General features: G+C 42.0%; 17 protein-coding genes and 1 pseudogene. 3 read left to right on the top strand and 15 right to left on the bottom strand.

Annotation, left to right across the window (positions count from 1 at the left end; all coding sequences use genetic code 11):
• Window positions 1-107: 107 nt before the first annotated feature.
• Both pgeF and rluD read right to left on the bottom strand, forming a co-directional pair.
• A complete protein-coding gene (pgeF, locus tag ACFSJY_RS17775) occupies window positions 108-881 on the bottom strand; it encodes a peptidoglycan editing factor PgeF (RefSeq protein ID WP_386037503.1) in 774 nt (257 codons plus the stop codon).
• Window positions 862-1,836, bottom strand: coding sequence for a 23S rRNA pseudouridine(1911/1915/1917) synthase RluD (gene rluD, locus ACFSJY_RS17770; protein ID WP_386037500.1), 975 nt, complete (start codon window positions 1,834-1,836; stop codon window positions 862-864). The genes pgeF and rluD overlap by 20 nt, the downstream gene beginning before the upstream one ends.
• A 152-nt stretch (window positions 1,837-1,988) precedes the next feature.
• On the opposite strand from rluD, the gene ACFSJY_RS17765 reads away from it, so the two are divergent.
• Window positions 1,989-2,750: an outer membrane protein assembly factor BamD gene (locus ACFSJY_RS17765; protein ID WP_386037497.1), complete on the top strand. Its 762-nt coding sequence runs from the start codon at window positions 1,989-1,991 to the stop codon at window positions 2,748-2,750.
• Between the two features lie 74 nt (window positions 2,751-2,824).
• Here the strand turns inward: ACFSJY_RS17765 and glnB are convergent, their stop codons facing one another.
• On the bottom strand, window positions 2,825-3,163 hold the full coding sequence (glnB, locus tag ACFSJY_RS17760; RefSeq protein ID WP_386037494.1) for a nitrogen regulatory protein P-II: 339 nt from the start codon (window positions 3,161-3,163) through the stop codon (window positions 2,825-2,827).
• 179 nt (window positions 3,164-3,342) lie between these two features.
• Here glnB and nadE point away from each other — a divergent pair, with 179 nt between their 5' ends.
• Together nadE and ACFSJY_RS17750 are read left to right on the top strand one after the other, a co-directional pair.
• The gene (gene nadE, locus ACFSJY_RS17755; protein ID WP_386037491.1) at window positions 3,343-4,176 is read left to right on the top strand and encodes an ammonia-dependent NAD(+) synthetase; all 834 of its coding nucleotides are present in this window, start codon (window positions 3,343-3,345) and stop codon (window positions 4,174-4,176) included.
• 95 nt (window positions 4,177-4,271) lie between these two features.
• Window positions 4,272-4,817 carry a GspH/FimT family pseudopilin gene (locus tag ACFSJY_RS17750; RefSeq protein WP_386037488.1) on the top strand — a complete coding sequence of 182 codons (546 nt, stop codon included), beginning with the start codon at window positions 4,272-4,274 and terminating at the stop codon, window positions 4,815-4,817.
• A gap of 20 nt (window positions 4,818-4,837) precedes the next feature.
• Here ACFSJY_RS17750 and ACFSJY_RS17745 read toward each other — a convergent pair whose 3' ends face one another.
• The 12 genes and pseudogenes from ACFSJY_RS17745 to ribF form a co-directional block, all read right to left on the bottom strand.
• Window positions 4,838-5,152 (bottom strand): hypothetical protein, encoded by a 315-nt coding sequence (locus ACFSJY_RS17745; RefSeq protein ID WP_386037486.1) that lies wholly within the window; start codon window positions 5,150-5,152, stop codon window positions 4,838-4,840.
• A 4-nt stretch (window positions 5,153-5,156) separates the two neighbouring features.
• Window positions 5,157-5,561 (bottom strand): type IV pilin protein, encoded by a 405-nt coding sequence (locus tag ACFSJY_RS17740; protein ID WP_386037483.1) that lies wholly within the window; start codon window positions 5,559-5,561, stop codon window positions 5,157-5,159.
• A complete protein-coding gene (locus tag ACFSJY_RS17735) occupies window positions 5,551-9,123 on the bottom strand; it encodes a pilus assembly protein (RefSeq protein ID WP_386037480.1) in 3,573 nt (1,190 codons plus the stop codon). The genes ACFSJY_RS17740 and ACFSJY_RS17735 overlap by 11 nt, the downstream gene beginning before the upstream one ends.
• Window positions 9,124-9,125: 2 nt before the next feature.
• The gene (locus ACFSJY_RS17730; protein WP_386037477.1) at window positions 9,126-9,599 is read right to left on the bottom strand and encodes a hypothetical protein; all 474 of its coding nucleotides are present in this window, start codon (window positions 9,597-9,599) and stop codon (window positions 9,126-9,128) included.
• Complete coding sequence (locus tag ACFSJY_RS17725) at window positions 9,590-10,435, bottom strand: PilW family protein (protein WP_386038445.1); 846 nt, start codon at window positions 10,433-10,435, stop codon at window positions 9,590-9,592. Before ACFSJY_RS17725 ends, ACFSJY_RS17730 begins: the two co-directional genes overlap by 10 nt.
• 66 nt (window positions 10,436-10,501) lie before the next feature.
• Window positions 10,502-10,570, bottom strand: a pseudogene (locus ACFSJY_RS17720) (prepilin-type N-terminal cleavage/methylation domain-containing protein); the annotation flags it as partial.
• A 9-nt stretch (window positions 10,571-10,579) separates the two neighbouring features.
• Window positions 10,580-11,113: a type IV pilus modification protein PilV gene (pilV, locus tag ACFSJY_RS17715; protein WP_386037474.1), complete on the bottom strand. Its 534-nt coding sequence runs from the start codon at window positions 11,111-11,113 to the stop codon at window positions 10,580-10,582.
• Between the two features lie 291 nt (window positions 11,114-11,404).
• Window positions 11,405-12,334, bottom strand: a complete 930-nt coding sequence (ispH, locus tag ACFSJY_RS17710; protein WP_386037471.1) for a 4-hydroxy-3-methylbut-2-enyl diphosphate reductase — start codon at window positions 12,332-12,334, stop codon at window positions 11,405-11,407.
• A 10-nt stretch (window positions 12,335-12,344) separates the two neighbouring features.
• The gene (gene fkpB / locus ACFSJY_RS17705; protein WP_386037468.1) at window positions 12,345-12,773 is read right to left on the bottom strand and encodes an FKBP-type peptidyl-prolyl cis-trans isomerase; all 429 of its coding nucleotides are present in this window, start codon (window positions 12,771-12,773) and stop codon (window positions 12,345-12,347) included.
• A 3-nt stretch (window positions 12,774-12,776) separates the two neighbouring features.
• Window positions 12,777-13,295 (bottom strand): signal peptidase II, encoded by a 519-nt coding sequence (gene lspA / locus ACFSJY_RS17700; protein WP_386037465.1) that lies wholly within the window; start codon window positions 13,293-13,295, stop codon window positions 12,777-12,779.
• A gap of 62 nt (window positions 13,296-13,357) precedes the next feature.
• The gene (ileS, locus tag ACFSJY_RS17695; RefSeq protein WP_386037462.1) at window positions 13,358-16,180 is read right to left on the bottom strand and encodes an isoleucine--tRNA ligase; all 2,823 of its coding nucleotides are present in this window, start codon (window positions 16,178-16,180) and stop codon (window positions 13,358-13,360) included.
• Between the two features lie 43 nt (window positions 16,181-16,223).
• Entirely contained in the window at window positions 16,224-17,150 is a 927-nt protein-coding gene (gene ribF, locus ACFSJY_RS17690) for a bifunctional riboflavin kinase/FAD synthetase (RefSeq protein ID WP_386037459.1), read from the bottom strand.
• Window positions 17,151-17,216: the final 66 nt, after the last annotated feature.

Genomic DNA, 17,216 nt, shown 5'->3' with positions numbered 1-17,216 from the left:
CACTAAAAAACCAATGGATTGCTGATTATCTACAATGAGTTATAAGGGTAATAGTGTCAAAATCAAGACGCTTTTGAACAATCTTTTGATTTATAACAAATATATAATCAATAGCGGCAAATAACCGTTGCCATTCGACCTGTTTGACCGTCACGTCGGTAGGAAAAGTATAAAGAAGGTTCACTGAATGTGCAGTCAGGTTTTGAATAGACTTGTTTAACGCCTAACTGTGCCAATTGAGCGCGAGCTATCTGATGTAAATCCGCAAAATATTTATTATCGGACACGCTGTGAGGCAAGAAAGCTTTTTCGAATAGTGCAGAAGATGAAGTAAATGCCTCTCTAACGTCTTCTCCTACTTCAAAAGCTGTTGGCCCAACGCAAGGTCCAAGCCAGGCAACAATCGACGAAGGCTCAGGAAACAAAGAAACAGTATTATCAATTATATTGCCGGCTAAACAACGCCAACCGCCATGAATGGCAGCCACGTACTTGCCATCGATTGAACTCAGCAAAATAGGTAGACAATCTGCCGTCATCACGGCGAGTGCTATACCTTTTTCATCAGTAAAGGCAGCATCAGCGACTATCGGCGATTCAGAACATTGCTTGATATGAGCAACAGTACTTCCATGAACCTGATCTAGCCACTGAATTTTGGTGTTTTGGGGTAGGTTTTCAGCGAGCAATGTTCGGTTTAGATTTACCGACTGAGGATCATCACCAACATGCAAGCCAAGGTTAAAAGTTTGATACTTTTTCCAAGCATGTTGGTTACAATCTTCAAAATTTCGCAGCGAAGTGAAAGCCTGCACATTCTGCACAGGCCAACTGATTTGGGCGTGAGGGAAAGGCTGAGTACTAATACTCTTCTTCTGCATTTAACTTTGTGTCTTCTTTTAAAAGGTTAACAAGCTTAACAAAATCGTCTGGTATATCTGCTTCCCACGTCATTTTTTGCCCTGTAATTGGGTGATACAACGAAAGCATTCTAGCGTGCAAAGCTTGTCGCTTAAACTCTCTCAAATATTGCAGCAATTCAGGGGTCGCATTTTTAGGTGGGCGGGGACGACCACCATATAAAGGGTCTCCCACAAGTGGATGCGCTATATGCGCCATATGCACCCTAATTTGGTGAGTACGACCTGTTTCCAAACGCAGCCTTAAACGCGTATGGAGCCTAAACTTTTCCATGATACGGTAGTGCGTCATTGAAGGACGCCCCGAGATTGTCACAGCCATGTGTGTGCGTTTCGTTGAATGTCTACCGATAGGCTCATCAACCGTGCCACCTGCCGTCATAATACCGTTAGCAACGGCTTCATATTCACGCGTAATCTCTCGAGCTTGAAGCGCATCAACAAGATTTGTTTGCGCGGCAATGGTTTTTGCGACAACCATAAGACCGGTCGTATCTTTATCAAGTCGATGAACAATACCTGCACGTGGGATAACTTCTAATTCAGGGCAATGATGAAGCAAGGCATTTAACACAGTACCATCAGGGTTACCTGCACCAGGATGCACGACCAAGTCTGCTGGTTTGTTGATAACGAGGATGTCCTCGTCTTCATAAACAATATTTAGCGGAATATCTTGAGGCTCGAATCGCACTTCCGCTTCTATTGTCGCGTTAATTTCTACCGTTTCACCACCAAACACTTTTTCACGCGCTTTTGTTATTACTGTACCGTTTATTTCTACATTACCACCGACAATCCATTCTTTTAGTCGAGAACGTGAATAATCAGGAAACATTTCAGCCAAAGCTTGGTCTAAACGTTTTCCTAGTAGTTCTGCGGGTATGGTTTCTTGGTGGTGAATATTTTCGGCCATTTATATCTCTTTGCTATCAAATTGGTATTAGCACTGTGCAAGGCAAGATTGCTAGGTTAGAATGCGACTCAATAATAAGATGCGTATTTTACCCTGTTGTCAGGGGCATTCATAATAATTTTAACGAAAACAAAGTGGTGATAACCAAGTTTATGGAAAAATTGACCCTCAGAGCCATATTCCTTGCGGCTGTGATTGGCCTCACAGGTTGCTCTTCCTCTGATACTGACATTGAGAAAGTGCCAGATCGCTCGGCACAAGCCTTATTTGTAGATGCTCGAGAAGCACTTGATAATGGTTTGTATCAAAAAGCTATTCAAATATTATCGGCAATCGATTCTAGATTTCCTTTCGGTCCAATTTCTCATCAAGTTCAGCTAGACTTGCTATTTGCTTATTACAAAACAGGTAATGCTGAACAAGGGATCGCCTTAGCGGATCGCTTCCTGAGATTAAACCCACAACACGCAAACGTTGATTACGTTTATTACATGCGCGCATTGATAAACCTCGATACAGAAAAAAACCTATTTCAGGATTTAGCAGGGATCGATCGTTCAGATAGAGATCCAACAGCATCTCGTTCAGCTTTTAGTGACTTTCGTAAAATCGTAGACGATTACCCTCAAAGCAAGTATGCCGCCGATGCACGTAAACGCATGATATCGATAAAATCTCGATTGGCTAAGTATGAACTTGCCGTAGCTGAGTTTTATTACAAACGCGAAGCATATGTGTCAGCGGCTAACCGCGCGCGTTACATTGTAGAGTACTACTCGCCTAGTCATGAAGTTGAACAAGCACTCGAAATGATGGTTGATTGCTATCAACAGTTAGGGTTAGAAAAACTGAGAGCTAATGCAATGCAAGTACTGGCTGCTAACTACCCAAACAACCGCCTGGTCAACGAGTAATGAATGACCAATAAAACAGATAATGTTTACACAAAAAAGCCGCTTATAAGCGGCTTTTTTTATGATTTAAGGCACTATATTGCCGCGTCGTTTTCTTCACCGGTCCGGATACGAATCACGCGCTCAACATCAGTTACAAAAATTTTACCATCACCAATTTTGCCTGTTTGTGCTGTTTCCACGATGGTGTCTATACATCTATCAAGCTGATCAGCAGTCACCACTATTTCAAGTTTCACTTTAGGTAAAAAATCAACCATATATTCGGCACCGCGATACAGTTCGGTATGTCCCTTTTGACGACCGAAACCTTTTACTTCTGATACTGTCATACCAGTTATGCCGATATCACCAAGTGCTTCACGCACATCATCCATTTTAAAAGGTTTAATAATAGCTTCTATCTTTTTCATTATTTTTGTTCGACCTTATTTGTGGAAACAGAAATCTTAATCTGAGTATTAAAAGTATACCCTAATATCTCGAGCAAAAACGCCATGTATGTGAATAATTTTCACCTATAAATTCACTCTACACCTCATGTCGTTTTTGCTACACTGAGCGCGATTAAGATACCCAATGAGGAAGAGCAATGGATCCACAGTTAATCATTGAAGAAATGAAAGTTTTACCTGAAATTGATGTCGAATATGAAGTCGACCGCCGTGTCAGTTTTATCAAAGCAAAACTAGTGGAGTCTGGGCTAAAAAGTTTAGTGCTTGGTATTAGTGGTGGTGTTGACTCTTCCACATGTGGTCGATTGGCGCAATTAGCGGTCAATGCGTTGAACGCCGAAAACAATACAACTGAGTATAAATTTATTGCCGTTCGCCTTCCTTATGGTACACAAGCTGATGAAGACGATGCTCAAGCAGCACTTGGCTTTATTCAACCCAGTCACATCGTTACTACTAACGTTCAGGCTGGTGCCGATGGTGTCCATCAAGAAACGCTGACTGCTCTAGATAAAGCGAATCTACTGAATGCTTCAGATAGCCAGATTGATTTTTCGAAAGGTAATGTAAAAGCAAGAACGCGGATGGTTGCCCAGTATCATATTGCAGGGATACTTGGTGGTTTGGTCATAGGCACAGACCACTCTGCAGAAAATATCACAGGCTTCTTTACTAAATGGGGAGATGGCGCATGTGATATGGCACCACTATTTGGGCTTTCAAAACGCCAAGTGCGCCAATTAGCAAGATATTTAGGTGCACCTGAAGTGCTAATAACTAAAGCGCCAACAGCAGACCTAGAAGACTTAGATCCAGGCAAGAAAGACGAAGACGCACTTGGTTTAAGTTATGATGAACTTGATGACTTTTTGGAAGGAAAAAAGGTCACTGCTAAGGTGTTAGATACAGTACTCGCTATATATGCACGAACACAGCACAAGCGCTTACCCATTCCAACAATCTACGACTAAGTTGCTTACGATTTAAAGGGGGACACATTTGTTGTCCTCTTTTAATAGTGGTATAACTGTATCAAGGATAATCCGCTAGAAGTAAGGTGGTTAGTATGAAAAAACAAAAAGGATTTACGCTCATTGAGCTGATGGTAGGTATAGCTATTCTTGGTGTAATGCTCACAATAGCAATCCCAAATTTCAGTCACTGGACGGTGAAAATGCGAGTTGATGATGAAATAAATTCGCTGCAGAGACTAATCCTAACAGCTAGAAATACTGCGGTGAATATGGAACTTCCCGTTAGAGTTTGCCCTCTAGTAGGCAATGAATGTACGAATAGTTGGGACAAAGAACTCACCGTATTTATTGATATTGATGCTGATGGCAAATATAACGCTGCAAACGATGAAGTGCTCATTAGAACAAAAGCAGCAATAAAGTCAGGAGACACACTCACTTTTAATTCAGCTAGTGTTATTTTCCGCTCTACTGGCCGTGGCGGGCCCGCTGGTACATTTACGTATTGCCCTGCAGATTATCCAGACAAAAATAGGTCTATCGTACTATCCAGCTTCGGACGCACCTATCTTAGTTCAGACACAGATAACGATGGAATTGACGAGGATATTAGCGGCGCTGAGCCTAGCTGTAGCTAGGCTCTAATTATAAGACCTAATTAGTGGTCGTACTCTTCTTCGAATTTGAGTGCATGCACATCTACAAACGTGTCTTTTCCTTTTCTACACTCTACCACTGAGCTTATTCTAGCCATTTCATCTTCATACCTGACTTGCTTATTCAAAATGCGTTGAGCCAACTCTTCAGGAGTTCTATTCGGATTCGCTGTAGCAAGTCGATATAAATATGGTTTATCGTTGTCCAGTTTCGTAAAACAACGGATTTGAAATGATTTTATGCTAGCGTCATTCGCGACTGTCAATGGAGAAGCCAATACTGTAGCAATAAAAGGCAAGACTATAGATTTTTTCATGGTTTTACTCCCAACAACCAGTTGAAGGTGTTCGAGTGCCAGCATCTGTTACTTTGAGTTCTTTACATGCCGCATCATTAGTAGCTTGATTACCTTGAGCTGTCGCTGTCAATTCGAATGTATCACCAGTAACAGAGGAAGAAAGCTTATACAAACCGCTTTCTGTTGCCCAATTATCTGCGCTAGATAAACCTAATTTGGTCAAATCCTCTGTATACGCGCGATTATCAAGATAGTATTGTTCCATTAAATTTGCTACACGTAGCAACTCCCTTTGTCCCTCAGTTCGATTAGATTGCACAACGTACTCAGTATATGACGGGTAAGCTATCGCAGCCAATATGCCAATAATAGCCACTGCAATCATGGCTTCGATTAACGTGAACCCTTTAGCTGACTTAATTACCATTTGCTTGTCCTTCATCAACAACCATACTATTGCGCATAGTTTTCAGTTTAATACCTGTGCAATCACCTGTTGCATCACAAAGTTTTAAAGCGTCTCCAGCTAAAATACGAGTAGTACTGCCTTTAACTCTATTAGACCCTAGTTCTTCTAGTTCCTCTTCAGTAAGGTTTTCTTCAGTAGTGACAATTGTAACGCCATCCGACAAAGCGCTAGTCGTCTCCAAAATGCGTTTGTCATATATCTGAGTACCAAAGGAAAGGTCTACCGCGTACAAATACCCCGTTCCCACAGAACTTATTTCACATGTATTCGCTGAGTCTGCTGGCGGCGCAAACGTATTGTAGTAGGCAACACCTGCAAAGGCTTCCGGTCTTGCCACATTCTTTTCGCCTTCACTTTGCGCCAAATCGATATACCAACCTTTTTTCTCGCTCAACTTTACCGCTTCAACATTAAATTGTTCCTCATAATCAGAGGCCTCTTTATCAAGATTTCCGAACGGATCTAGAGTCAAGTCGTAAAGGTCATCTATATTTATCACGGCAGGAGCTGTAGTAAATTGCTGCGTAAGTATATTTTCATCTTTAATCATGAAAATCGCATCATTGGTTAACGTATCTAGGGGGTTAGTTCTGTCACCACTACCAATTAATATAGCATCATAAGGTTTCTCTACTTTGAAGGTTTTCGTCGTTAGTACACCCTCTACTTCAACTTCTTCCGTAAACGTTTCTGTTATAACAGCCCTAGCAATAGTTGGCTCAGCAAAAAAACGTCTATCCGTTTCATGGGTAGTGCCCCCAACGTAAGCTACCTTGTGTGCTGCCCACACATCAGTTGTCGCTGTAGGCATATCTACACGCCAAAGGTTACCGCCTGTATCACCAACATATAGTCTATCTGTAAACCCATCTGAGTCGCTATCAAGTGTCGCTATAGCAGATGCTATGCTATCCGTTCCTGGCCAAGTTTTTCCCCCCCCGTTTGCATCTGGTGTCAAACTCCAAATCAAGTCACCAGAGAGAGCATCTACCATAAAGACACCAAGCCCATTTGAATCATCGGTGCCAACTGAACCTTGAGTATCCTTTGCAGGATCATACCCTGCCGCAAAAAACAGAACCGGTTTTGGAGTACTACCTGACATATTTGCACGCGAGTAGGCAATCCGAGGTGTTGACCATGATTGTTTTATTTGACTAAAAGCGGAGTCAGAACTGTCTATATGCCACTTTAACACTGGGTTGTCGGGATCTGTTACGTCTAGCGCGTAATAAGAAGACCCTCCTCTACGAAGACCAAAAAATACCATAGCAGTATCAGTTCCAGTCTCTATTTTACCGTTGCCATTAGCATCAACAATCAATGAAACCGGCGTACCGTCAATACCATATACCTTATCCGAGGAAGTGAAGTTATCACGTAATGTCCGAATTTGACTAAAGAACTCTTTTGGCATAAACGCCCACTTTTCAGTAATCGTATCTGCCGTGCCACTTTCTGAGTTATCTACGTCATCATTAAACATGTGTAGTGCACCAGCATTAGTACCAATAATAATGCGCAAATCTTGATCTTCTTCGCTTGTGCCGTAGTTGATAACCAGAGGCTTCGAGTGAAGCGGATCACCAAACACATCAGGTCTCATATCTGTTGTGTCATTATTCGCATCACCATCTGCATTATCTTTGTCATAGCCTTTTGCCCAATCAAGATAATCTTGTACTTCAGATGTTTCAACTCCCATTGCAGAGGCTAACGCTTCGAGAGAAGCAAACGCGTTTGTGTTACCACTTGTCGCTTTTGCAAGAGTGAGTTCATCTAAACCACTCGAACCGATATCACTGTATATAACGCGATCTGCTGGGTCCATATTACGGAACATTTCGACAACACCACCTTGACTGACATCGTTTCCATCTGGTGCGTCATCATTAGTCCAGAATGTTGTAGCAGTACTGGTAATATTCCCTTCTGGGTTAATGGCTGACTGAAGATCTTTGCCCACTAGCCCACTTTCTCTAATTTTCAGCTTTTTAAGGTTGCCTTGCCAACGTGGTCCTTTATCAGGCGTAAACATCGCATAATATACAGAATCCAGAGTCTCAGTCCGGTCAAAATTATTTGATGCAACTGAAGGTGCAGTGAAGGTCGAGTCTTTTTGAAGGATGGTTACAATTGCAGATTGTAGCTGCGATAAAAGATCACTTGGATCGGTAGCGTCCAAAAATCGCCCGCCCCCTGCAGCAGCAGATTCAATTAGCAGATTTACGGCATCTTCATCTTCAAGTGCAAACCCTACAGTAAACAGATCGATGGTTTGGTCACCATCTGCTGGATTGCCATTAATATCATTGGTATGCATCCACCTTGCTAGATTGGTTAGATAACTATTGTAATAGTCTGAATCATTGCTATCGCCTGTAAGAGCTGTAACTAACGAGTTCGCTTCAGAATCCCTAACAGGTATACCATCGGTCATCAAGATAACGCTAATGTTATTACTACATGTATCATAAGGAGAGATATAAACTTTGTTTCCATCTTCGACACTTGTATCCCTTGCAGGTGCTCTGTTTGGGTCGTTGTCACCATAGAATACAGCACTACCGGACAAATATTTGTATGCTTCATATAGCGTTTCACACAGTGGCGTTGCACCATTTGCCGTTAAGCTATCAACCATATCTTTATAATCGTCAACTTCAGTTACACCAAAGTTTTCACGGAAGCCATAGACGATTCGTCCACCATGCCTATCCGTATTATTGCTGTTACGGTTAAATGCACCCAGCGCAAAATCGACAGTAGGTGCCGCATCAACTAATTCGGTAATGGCATCTTGTGCAATGATAAGCTTTTGAATGTCATCAGTACCAATTTTGGGATCATTCAAATCACCTAGTGACCATCGGAGGTAATTTGCAGTATACAAAGTGACAATTTCACCAGCGCCAAGATTAGTATTCGAAGAAGCAACATCATCAACAAATCGCTCTGGGGAACTAGTATTACCGAGTCCGTCAACAGGATAACCCGCCCCTATCGCAGAAAATGTACCATCATTATTTTTATGATAAGCGTTGACATTATCTTCCAATCGAACATCGTCCCAACACTCAACAGTCTTTATCGTAGATCCATCGAGTTCTGGTAACTCTTTCCAAGAACCCGATTCGCCAACAAAAGTGTATTCACGCACGTAGCCAATGTAATAGCCCACAGTAGCCAACTTGTTACGGGCGGTATTACAACTGTTAATTGCATCTACAAACCGACGGTTATCGGTTCCAGGCTGAGGCTTTTCATCCACTTCACCTTTTACATAGAAAATGTCGCTACTGGCTGCAGTGTCTCCTGATAAAGCATTGTAGTTTTCAGATGGGTTGTAAGGATTTCGGACTTCTACTTCTCCGCCCATACTACCTGACGTGTCAAACAAAATAAGTACTTTCGGTCTATCTTTGTCCGACAGCGATGTGTCACCAACATACAGTTCAATATCTTCCGCAATGAGGGAAAGCGGCAAGAAAGCACTTAGAAAAAATAAGACTCGTTTCATCACTAATTCCCCACGTTTAAAATCTGTTGTGAAATACCAGCATTTATGACTACTGAACTGGTATCTTTTCTTCCATAATTATTCGTTACACCCAAATTAAGCACATTACATTTAACCACTTTTGTTGATGACGCTAATTTGGAATGAGGACAGTCAGGCAAAGCAGTATCAAAGTTACGGCTAGTTACGCGAACAGTGTCTACTGTAACGCTATTGATAGTAGTAATATCAAATGGGAACGTTTGCCTTGTAAATAAATTTGTATCAGACGTAACCTGATCTGCGATGGCCTCATCAGTAGCACTAATTGCTTCTTGAACAGCAATAAGTTTTTGTTCACTAGCACCGGCAATTTTCAAATCGGTAGTAGAGTTCAACATTAAGGCCGATGCAACGGCAGTTAATGAGATAAGAAAAACCAAGGCAACTACAAGCACTACGCCCTGTTGCTTATTCGGTAAACTAGTTAATCCCATACTTTTACATCTCCATTGAACAGACTTATAGTGGAGCTAAATAGCATTCTGCGGTAGTTATCATTAACAGAGTACTTCCCTGCTACATCGTTGCCAAGAAAGTAGTCATTTGTGTTGCTGTAATCTGTATCTTCTTCTAAATCCCTGACTAAAACATAGATTTTAACTGCCATAATTCTCGTATCAGCATTGTCCCAGTATCGGCCAGTTCCTGAACCAGTGGCATTCATTTCTGTTGCAGATAAGTAGGTATTAACGATGCCGTCTAAATCAGTGTCTACACCGTAGAGAAAACGGATACGCTCAACACCATCGATAAGAGGCATTTCTGATACTGTTGTCGCAAGTGACTTCATTTTCAATACTGGATATTTTTTAGCTCCACGACTCTCTTCAGTAACATAATAAATATGGTGTTGGTACTCATATACTTGTGCATCATTTATTACTGGAGCTGGCAACGTTCCACCAACAATAATTTGCCCTTCCACTGAATTAGTGTACAAATAGTAACGTGATGTCGACTGTGCTCCGGTAAAGGGAGAAGTTATGGTTCGTTTTAACTGTAAAACATCAGATCCAATAGAAGCATCATCAATACAGGAAATCGGTGTGGCATTTACCGAGCTTAATCCCCATAGCGTTCTAAAAGTACCTAAGTCCCCTGGAAAAGTACCGTTATTAAGGCCTTCACCCACGCACTCATTAGTGGGAGCCCCCATATATGGGGTTCTCAAATTTGAACGGCTAATAGGTACAACTAAGTCTCCAAAATAACCTTGCCTCATAAGATCTTCAGACAGCAAGCTCACTGCGAAGCGCCCTGTCTCTTGCATAATACCGTACCTACTAGTGTCCCCAGAAGTACTTTGCATACTCACAAAAATAGCTAAAACACCTGAAAACAAAAACACACCAATAGCCAATGAAATTAAGAGCTCAACAATGGTAAAACCGTTTTTCTTTATCATTTTCGCGCCCTAAAAAACGTAAGCTGTCAAACTTAATTGACGCCTTTTGTTACTGCTTGACCCGCACTCTCCTGCACCGCCATCCGAGGTTTCCGTTCTACCCTCCCAAGATATAGTTACAGTTATTGTCTGATCGACTAAGCTGACACATCCAACTGCATTGACTAGGCCACCGACATTAGCCGTGCCAGATTTAGCCTCTGCACCACGAATAAGTTCTGTCCATTCATAAAGATCATAACTCGCAACTTGTGCAGGGGTACACGTTGCAGTTTCACCTGAGCAGCTAGGGTTAGGAGCGGTTAAACTATTTGCACCGAACGTTCCTACATAATCATCTAATATAGCGGTATCGGCATTATTGTTTCGAATACGTTCAACAATATCTTGAGCTAAAGATGAAGCAATGGAACGCTGCATGGCGTCAAAGCTCCCTTGCTTCGCAGTTGACTGCATAGCTACTGCTCCTAAAACGCCAGTTACAATAATAAACAGAGCGACAAGCACTTCGATAAAGGTCATGCCTTTTTGATTAGATATCATAAAGATACCTCACAAAGGTCTAAAAGTTTGAGATTAGTATAGAGCGATGAAGGCGCAGATGTGAAGAGGCTATTTATCTTATTAATAAATATCCTGAAAGTAAGGCCAACATATGTGTTAAATATCACCATAGTGAACTGCATTAACCCATACCTATATCCATATAATGGGTAGTCGATAAAATCACTTTAGTGCACAGTTACTACCCACGGTTGCATTTAAAAGTCTTTGCACATCCGAAACTGCGATCGAATAATTTATTTGCTGATTAACTTTTATCCATTATTAAGATTATCGTAATTCTAACGGAACGGCAAATACAATGTTCTCTTCTCGCCCCGGATGTTCGATAACTTCATGACCTCCAAGAGATTTAAGCTTATCGATAACCTGTTTAACCAACACTTCGGGTGCTGAAGCGCCAGCTGTAACACCTACCTTGTTAATATTTTGCATCCACGCTTCATCAATATCATCTGCAGTATCGATAAGGTAAGAGGTTGTACCCATTTTATCAGCAAGTTCACGTAATCGATTGGAGTTCGAGCTGTTTTTCGCTCCGACTACGAGCAGTAAGTCTACTTGTTCTGCTATGCCACGAACGGCATCTTGACGATTCTGTGTTGCGTAACAGATATCATCTTTGCGTGGTCCTTCGATATTTGGAAAAGTCTTACGCAATGCATCAATAACATCGCTTGTATCATCAACAGACAAGGTAGTTTGACTACAATAGTAGAGCTCATCAGGATTCTTTACGGCAAGCTTATCAACATCTTCTGGTGACTCTACGAGGTAAATACCACCTTCGTCACTGTCGTATTGACCCATTGTGCCTTCCACTTCAGGATGACCAGCATGGCCAATAAGCACACATTCAATGCCTTTTCGGCTGGCACGTGAAACTTCCATGTGCACTTTAGTAACTAGAGGACATGTTGCGTCAAACACTTTTAAACCACGCTCTTTGGCCTCGTTACGAACCGCCTTTGATACGCCGTGAGCACTGAATATAACCGTTGCATCGTCAGGTACTTCCACTAACTCATCAACAAATACGGCACCACGCTCCTTTAAACCATTAACAACAAATTTGTTGTGAACAACTTCATGACGGACATAAATGGGGGCATCGAATAAATCTAAAGCCCTGTCGACGATACTGATAGCGCGATCGACGCCTGCACAAAATCCTCTTGGGTTTGCTAAGATAATTTCCATCAAAAGTGCCTTATTTAATCTCTACAACGTCAATAACAAAGGTAACAGCTTGTCCAGCTAGCGGATGATTAAAATCCACTGTAACAGAATTACCTGAAACTTCTGTCACCATACCTGGAACTTCGCCACCTGGAGCAGTAAATGTGATAATGCTACCGACTTTCGCAGGCGTATCGGCATCGAATTTTGCAATGTCGACATAATGGATGTTATCAGGATTTTTCTCGCCAAAAGCATCTTTTGCTTCAAGTGTGAACTCTTTAGATTCGCCCGCTTGCATACCAATAAGCTCCGCTTCAAAAGCCGGAGAAATGCTCTGATCACCCATGTTAATAATAGCGGGTTTATTATTTACTTTAGTACTATCAGCAGCAGAGCCATCTGATAGCTTCATTGTAATGTGAGCAACTAGGCTTGAATCTTTTTCTACGTAAGACATAAATTAACTTTTTTGTTCTGTTGTTGTTTCTTGTCGAAACGAATCAATAATCATCAAAGCGGCACCAACAAAAATCGCTGAGTCCGCTATATTAAATGCTGGCCAATGTGCTTCACCAATATAAAAATCTAGGAAATCGATAACATAGCCAAACAACACGCGATCTATTAGGTTGCCCATTGCACCACTTAACATCAACGCAAAGCCAATGCCCAGCACTTTGTTTGAAGCAGGCGTTTTTGCCAACCAATATAAAAATAACCCACTAGCTAGGGTTGCCACTGCCGAGAAGAACCAGCGTTGCCAGCCACCTTGATCAGCTAAAAAGCTAAACGCAGCGCCCGTATTTTGCATGTAGGTTAAGTTAAACGAAGGAAAAACAGGAATAGATTCATACAAATTGAATGAAGCAACGACCCATTGTTTAGTGACTTGGTCGAGTACCAAAAATACGAGTGTTAGCCATAACCATCGCAAGGCTGTTTTGGAAAAGAGCTCAGAAGGTGAGAACATTGATGCCATTACTAAATACTACCTTGATAATACAAAAGGAGCAGCAACTGCTGCTCCTCTTTTAGTTTGTACTAAGCGTACTGTCGTTGTTCGCCTTCGCCATCAACATTGGTCACACAACGGCCACATAATAATGGATGTGCTTCTGTTTGACCGACATCTGTAGTCACATGCCAACAACGATCACATTTAACACCTTCCGCTTGCGCAACCTTAAGTGCTAAACCAGACACTTCCGTCGCCGATGCATCAGCAGGTAATTCATCAACTACCACTAATTCTGCCGCAGAAGTTAACAACACGAAACGTAACTCATCACCAAGTTGTGATAGTTTTTCATTCAGCGCTTGATCTGCAACGTATAAAGTTACTTTCGCTTCTAAGCCTTTACCTACAACTTTATCTTTACGAGCAAGCTCTAACGCCTTATTCACTTCACCACGAACAAGTAATAACTCGTTCCAGTAGTCATTGTTTAAAGTCGCATCTGCTGGCAATTCAGCTAAACCGTCAAACCAAACATCAGTGAAGACGAATTCATCACGCTCACCGCTCTCTGGTGCTGGTAGCGCTTCCCAGATTTCTTGCGCAGTAAACGAAAGAATTGGTGCCATCCAACGCGTGATTGATTCAGCAATTAAGTACATGGCTGTTTGACATGAACGACGAGCAACACTGTCTTCTTTCGCGGTGTACTGGCGATCTTTAATGATATCTAAGTAGAAACCACCTAATTCGTTAGTACAGAAGTTCATCAACTTCTGAACTACTTGATGGAATTCATATTCATCGTAGGCAGCAACAATTTCATTTTGCAGCTCCGCTGCTTTACCTACTACCCAACGATCCAACGCAACCATATCTCCTAGCGCGACCGAGTGATTGGCTGGCTCAAAACCGTTAATGTTCGCCAACAAGAAACGCGAAGTATTACGGATACGACGGTATGCATCTGCTTGACGCTTAAAGATTTCTTTTGAAACCGTAATTTCTTGTGTGTAGTTAACCGATGCTACCCACAAACGTAAAATGTCAGCACCGTATTGTTTGGTGATTTCATCAGGCGTAATAACATTACCTAATGATTTCGACATTTTGTGACCTTTCTCATCAACCGTAAAACCGTGAGTCAGCACTTGTTTATAAGGCGCATTACCATTGATAGCCATTGCTGTTTTCAATGACGATTGGAACCAGCCACGGTGTTGGTCAGAACCTTCAAGATATAAATCTGCTGGGTAGCTTAGGTCGTCACGTTGCGCTAATACCGAATAATGGGTAACACCTGAGTCAAACCAAACATCCAGCGTATCGGTTACTTTACTGTAAGAATCGGCTTCATCGCCTAAGTAATCTTTTACGTCTGCTTCAAACCATGCGTCCATCCCCTCTTTTTCAACACGGAGGGCAACTTCTTCGATTAAACGAGATGTTTCTGGATGCAACTCTTGAGTTTCTTTGTGCACGAACAATGCAATTGGTACACCCCACGTGCGTTGGCGAGAGATACACCAGTCAGGGCTAGACTCTAACATTGAATCGATACGTGCTTGACCCCAATCAGGAATCCATTGAACGCCTTCTACTGCATTTTTCACTTCATCGCGAAGACTGTTTTTGGTCATGCTGACGAACCACTGTGGCGTCGCACGGAAAATCAGTGGTGTTTTAGTGCGCCAGCAATGAGGGTAGCTGTGAACAAATTTTGTTTGATACAACAAGTTACCATGCTCTTCGACGACTGCGATGATTTTTTCATCAACTTTGTATACATGCTCACCAGCAAATAATTCGACATTTGCACGGTAAAGACCGTTATCGTCAAGGTAGTTTAAGGTCTCGATGTTGTATTTTTTACCCACCGTGAAATCTTCAACACCATGGTCTGGTGCTGTATGTACGCAACCAGTACCGGCATCGGTGGTAACATGGTCACCCAGAATTACAGGTAATGTGCGCTCATAAAATGGATGGTGTAATTGTAAAAGCTCTAATGCGGCACCTTGTACACGACCGACAATTTCAAATTCTTCAATGCCTGCACGCTCCATCACACTTTCATGCAGCGCTTCAGCCATTAATAGACGCTCTTCACCCGCTTGCACAACAACGTATTCTAATTCTTCATGAATACTGACTGCTTGGCTCGATGGTAAGGTCCATGGTGTCGTTGTCCAGATCACAACAGACACTTTGCCGCTGCCCGCTAAATCAGGAATTGCAGCTGCTAACGCAGACTCATCAACAACAGGGTATTTCACATCAATCGAGAAAGATGTTTTATCAGCGTACTCTACTTCTGCTTCTGCTAGCGCTGAGCCACCAACAACACTCCAGTAAACTGGCTTGAAACCTTGTTGAAGATGACCGTTTTCAGTAATTTTTCCTAAAGCACGGATAATGTTCGCTTCAGTTTCAAAATTCATCGTTAGGTATGGGTTTTCCCAATCACCAAATACACCTAAACGTTTGAAGTCTTCTCGTTGACCGTCAACTTGCTTGGCCGCGTATTCACGACATTTTTGACGAAACTCTGCGGCAGATAGCTTGTGACCTGGTTTGCCATGCTTTTTCTCAACAACAAGCTCAATAGGAAGCCCATGACAATCCCAGCCAGGTACATATGGAGAATCTAAATCAGATAACGTTTTCGCCTTCACGATCACGTCTTTAAGGATTTTATTGACTGAATGCCCTAGGTGGATATTACCGTTCGCATATGGAGGACCATCGTGCAAAATAAATGACTTTTTACCCTTTTTTGCCGCGCGAATCTTGCCGTAAAGATCCTTGCTAGCCCAGTCTTTCAGCATTTGCGGTTCACGATTTGCCATGTTGCCTTTCATTGGGAAAGACGTATCAGGCAAATTGAGGGTATGTTTGTAATCGCTCATTTATGTAGATATCCGTCAATTAATCTTTTCGTTTAAATAATGGTTATAAATCTTTCAGATAAAGACGCGCCTCAGCACTGTCTCTAGCTATTTGTTCTCTTAATTCATCAATACTGGCAAACTTCTTTTCATCTCTAAGTTTGCGCAATAAAACAACTTCCAAAGAAGCGCCATAAATATCTTGATTAAAATCAAAAATATGGACTTCTAGTTGTTGCCTAACCCCGGCTACAGTTGGCCTAGCACCTATATTGGCTACGCCATAGAATTTACCACAACTGGCCTTTACTTGAACAACATAAACCCCGGAAACCGGTGATACACGTCGCTTTAACTTGATATTAGCTGTCGGAAAACCGAGTTGTCTGCCGCGTTTATCGCCGTGGAACACCCTTCCATGAATAGAATATGGGCGCCCAAGCATTTTTTCAGCCCCTGCAAGGTCATCTTTCTCGAGAAACTGCCTAATTTCAGTACTGCTGATGCGGCAGTCTTCTAATTTGAAACTTGCCGTATCAGATACGCCAAAACCAAAATTTTCACCGGCACTGCACAATGTTTCAAAATTACCGGTGCGATTCTTACCAAAGTGAAAATCATCACCTATGATCAAGTGCTTAATACCGAGTTTCTCAACCAACAAGTGCTCAACAAAATGCTCAGCACTTTGACTGGCAAATTTTTTATTAAAATTCACACAAATTAGTCGGTCTACACCCAGCTCCTCTATCAAAGCGTATTTATCACGCAACCGAGTTAACCGAGCTGGCGCTGTTTCTGGGCTGAACAACTCTTGTGGTTGCGGCTCAAAAACCATCACTGCTGATTTGCAATTTAGTGCTTCAGCTTTACTAATTAAGGCCTTAATCACACGTCGATGGCCTAAATGCACGCCATCAAAGTTGCCAATGGTTAACACACAGCCATGATCTTCTGCTTTGATATTATGGATGCCACGTATTAACTGCATGAAAGAATAAAAACCTTGTAAAACGCGCTACTAATATTTACGCCGTTAAAAAACCGACGAATTATA

The sequence above is a fragment of the Thalassotalea euphylliae genome, assembly GCF_042682785.1.
Classification (GTDB): domain Bacteria; phylum Pseudomonadota; class Gammaproteobacteria; order Enterobacterales; family Alteromonadaceae; genus Thalassotalea_F; species Thalassotalea_F euphylliae.
The sequence above is the reverse complement of the archived record's forward strand: the minus strand, read 5'-3'. Positions and strand labels throughout refer to the sequence as shown.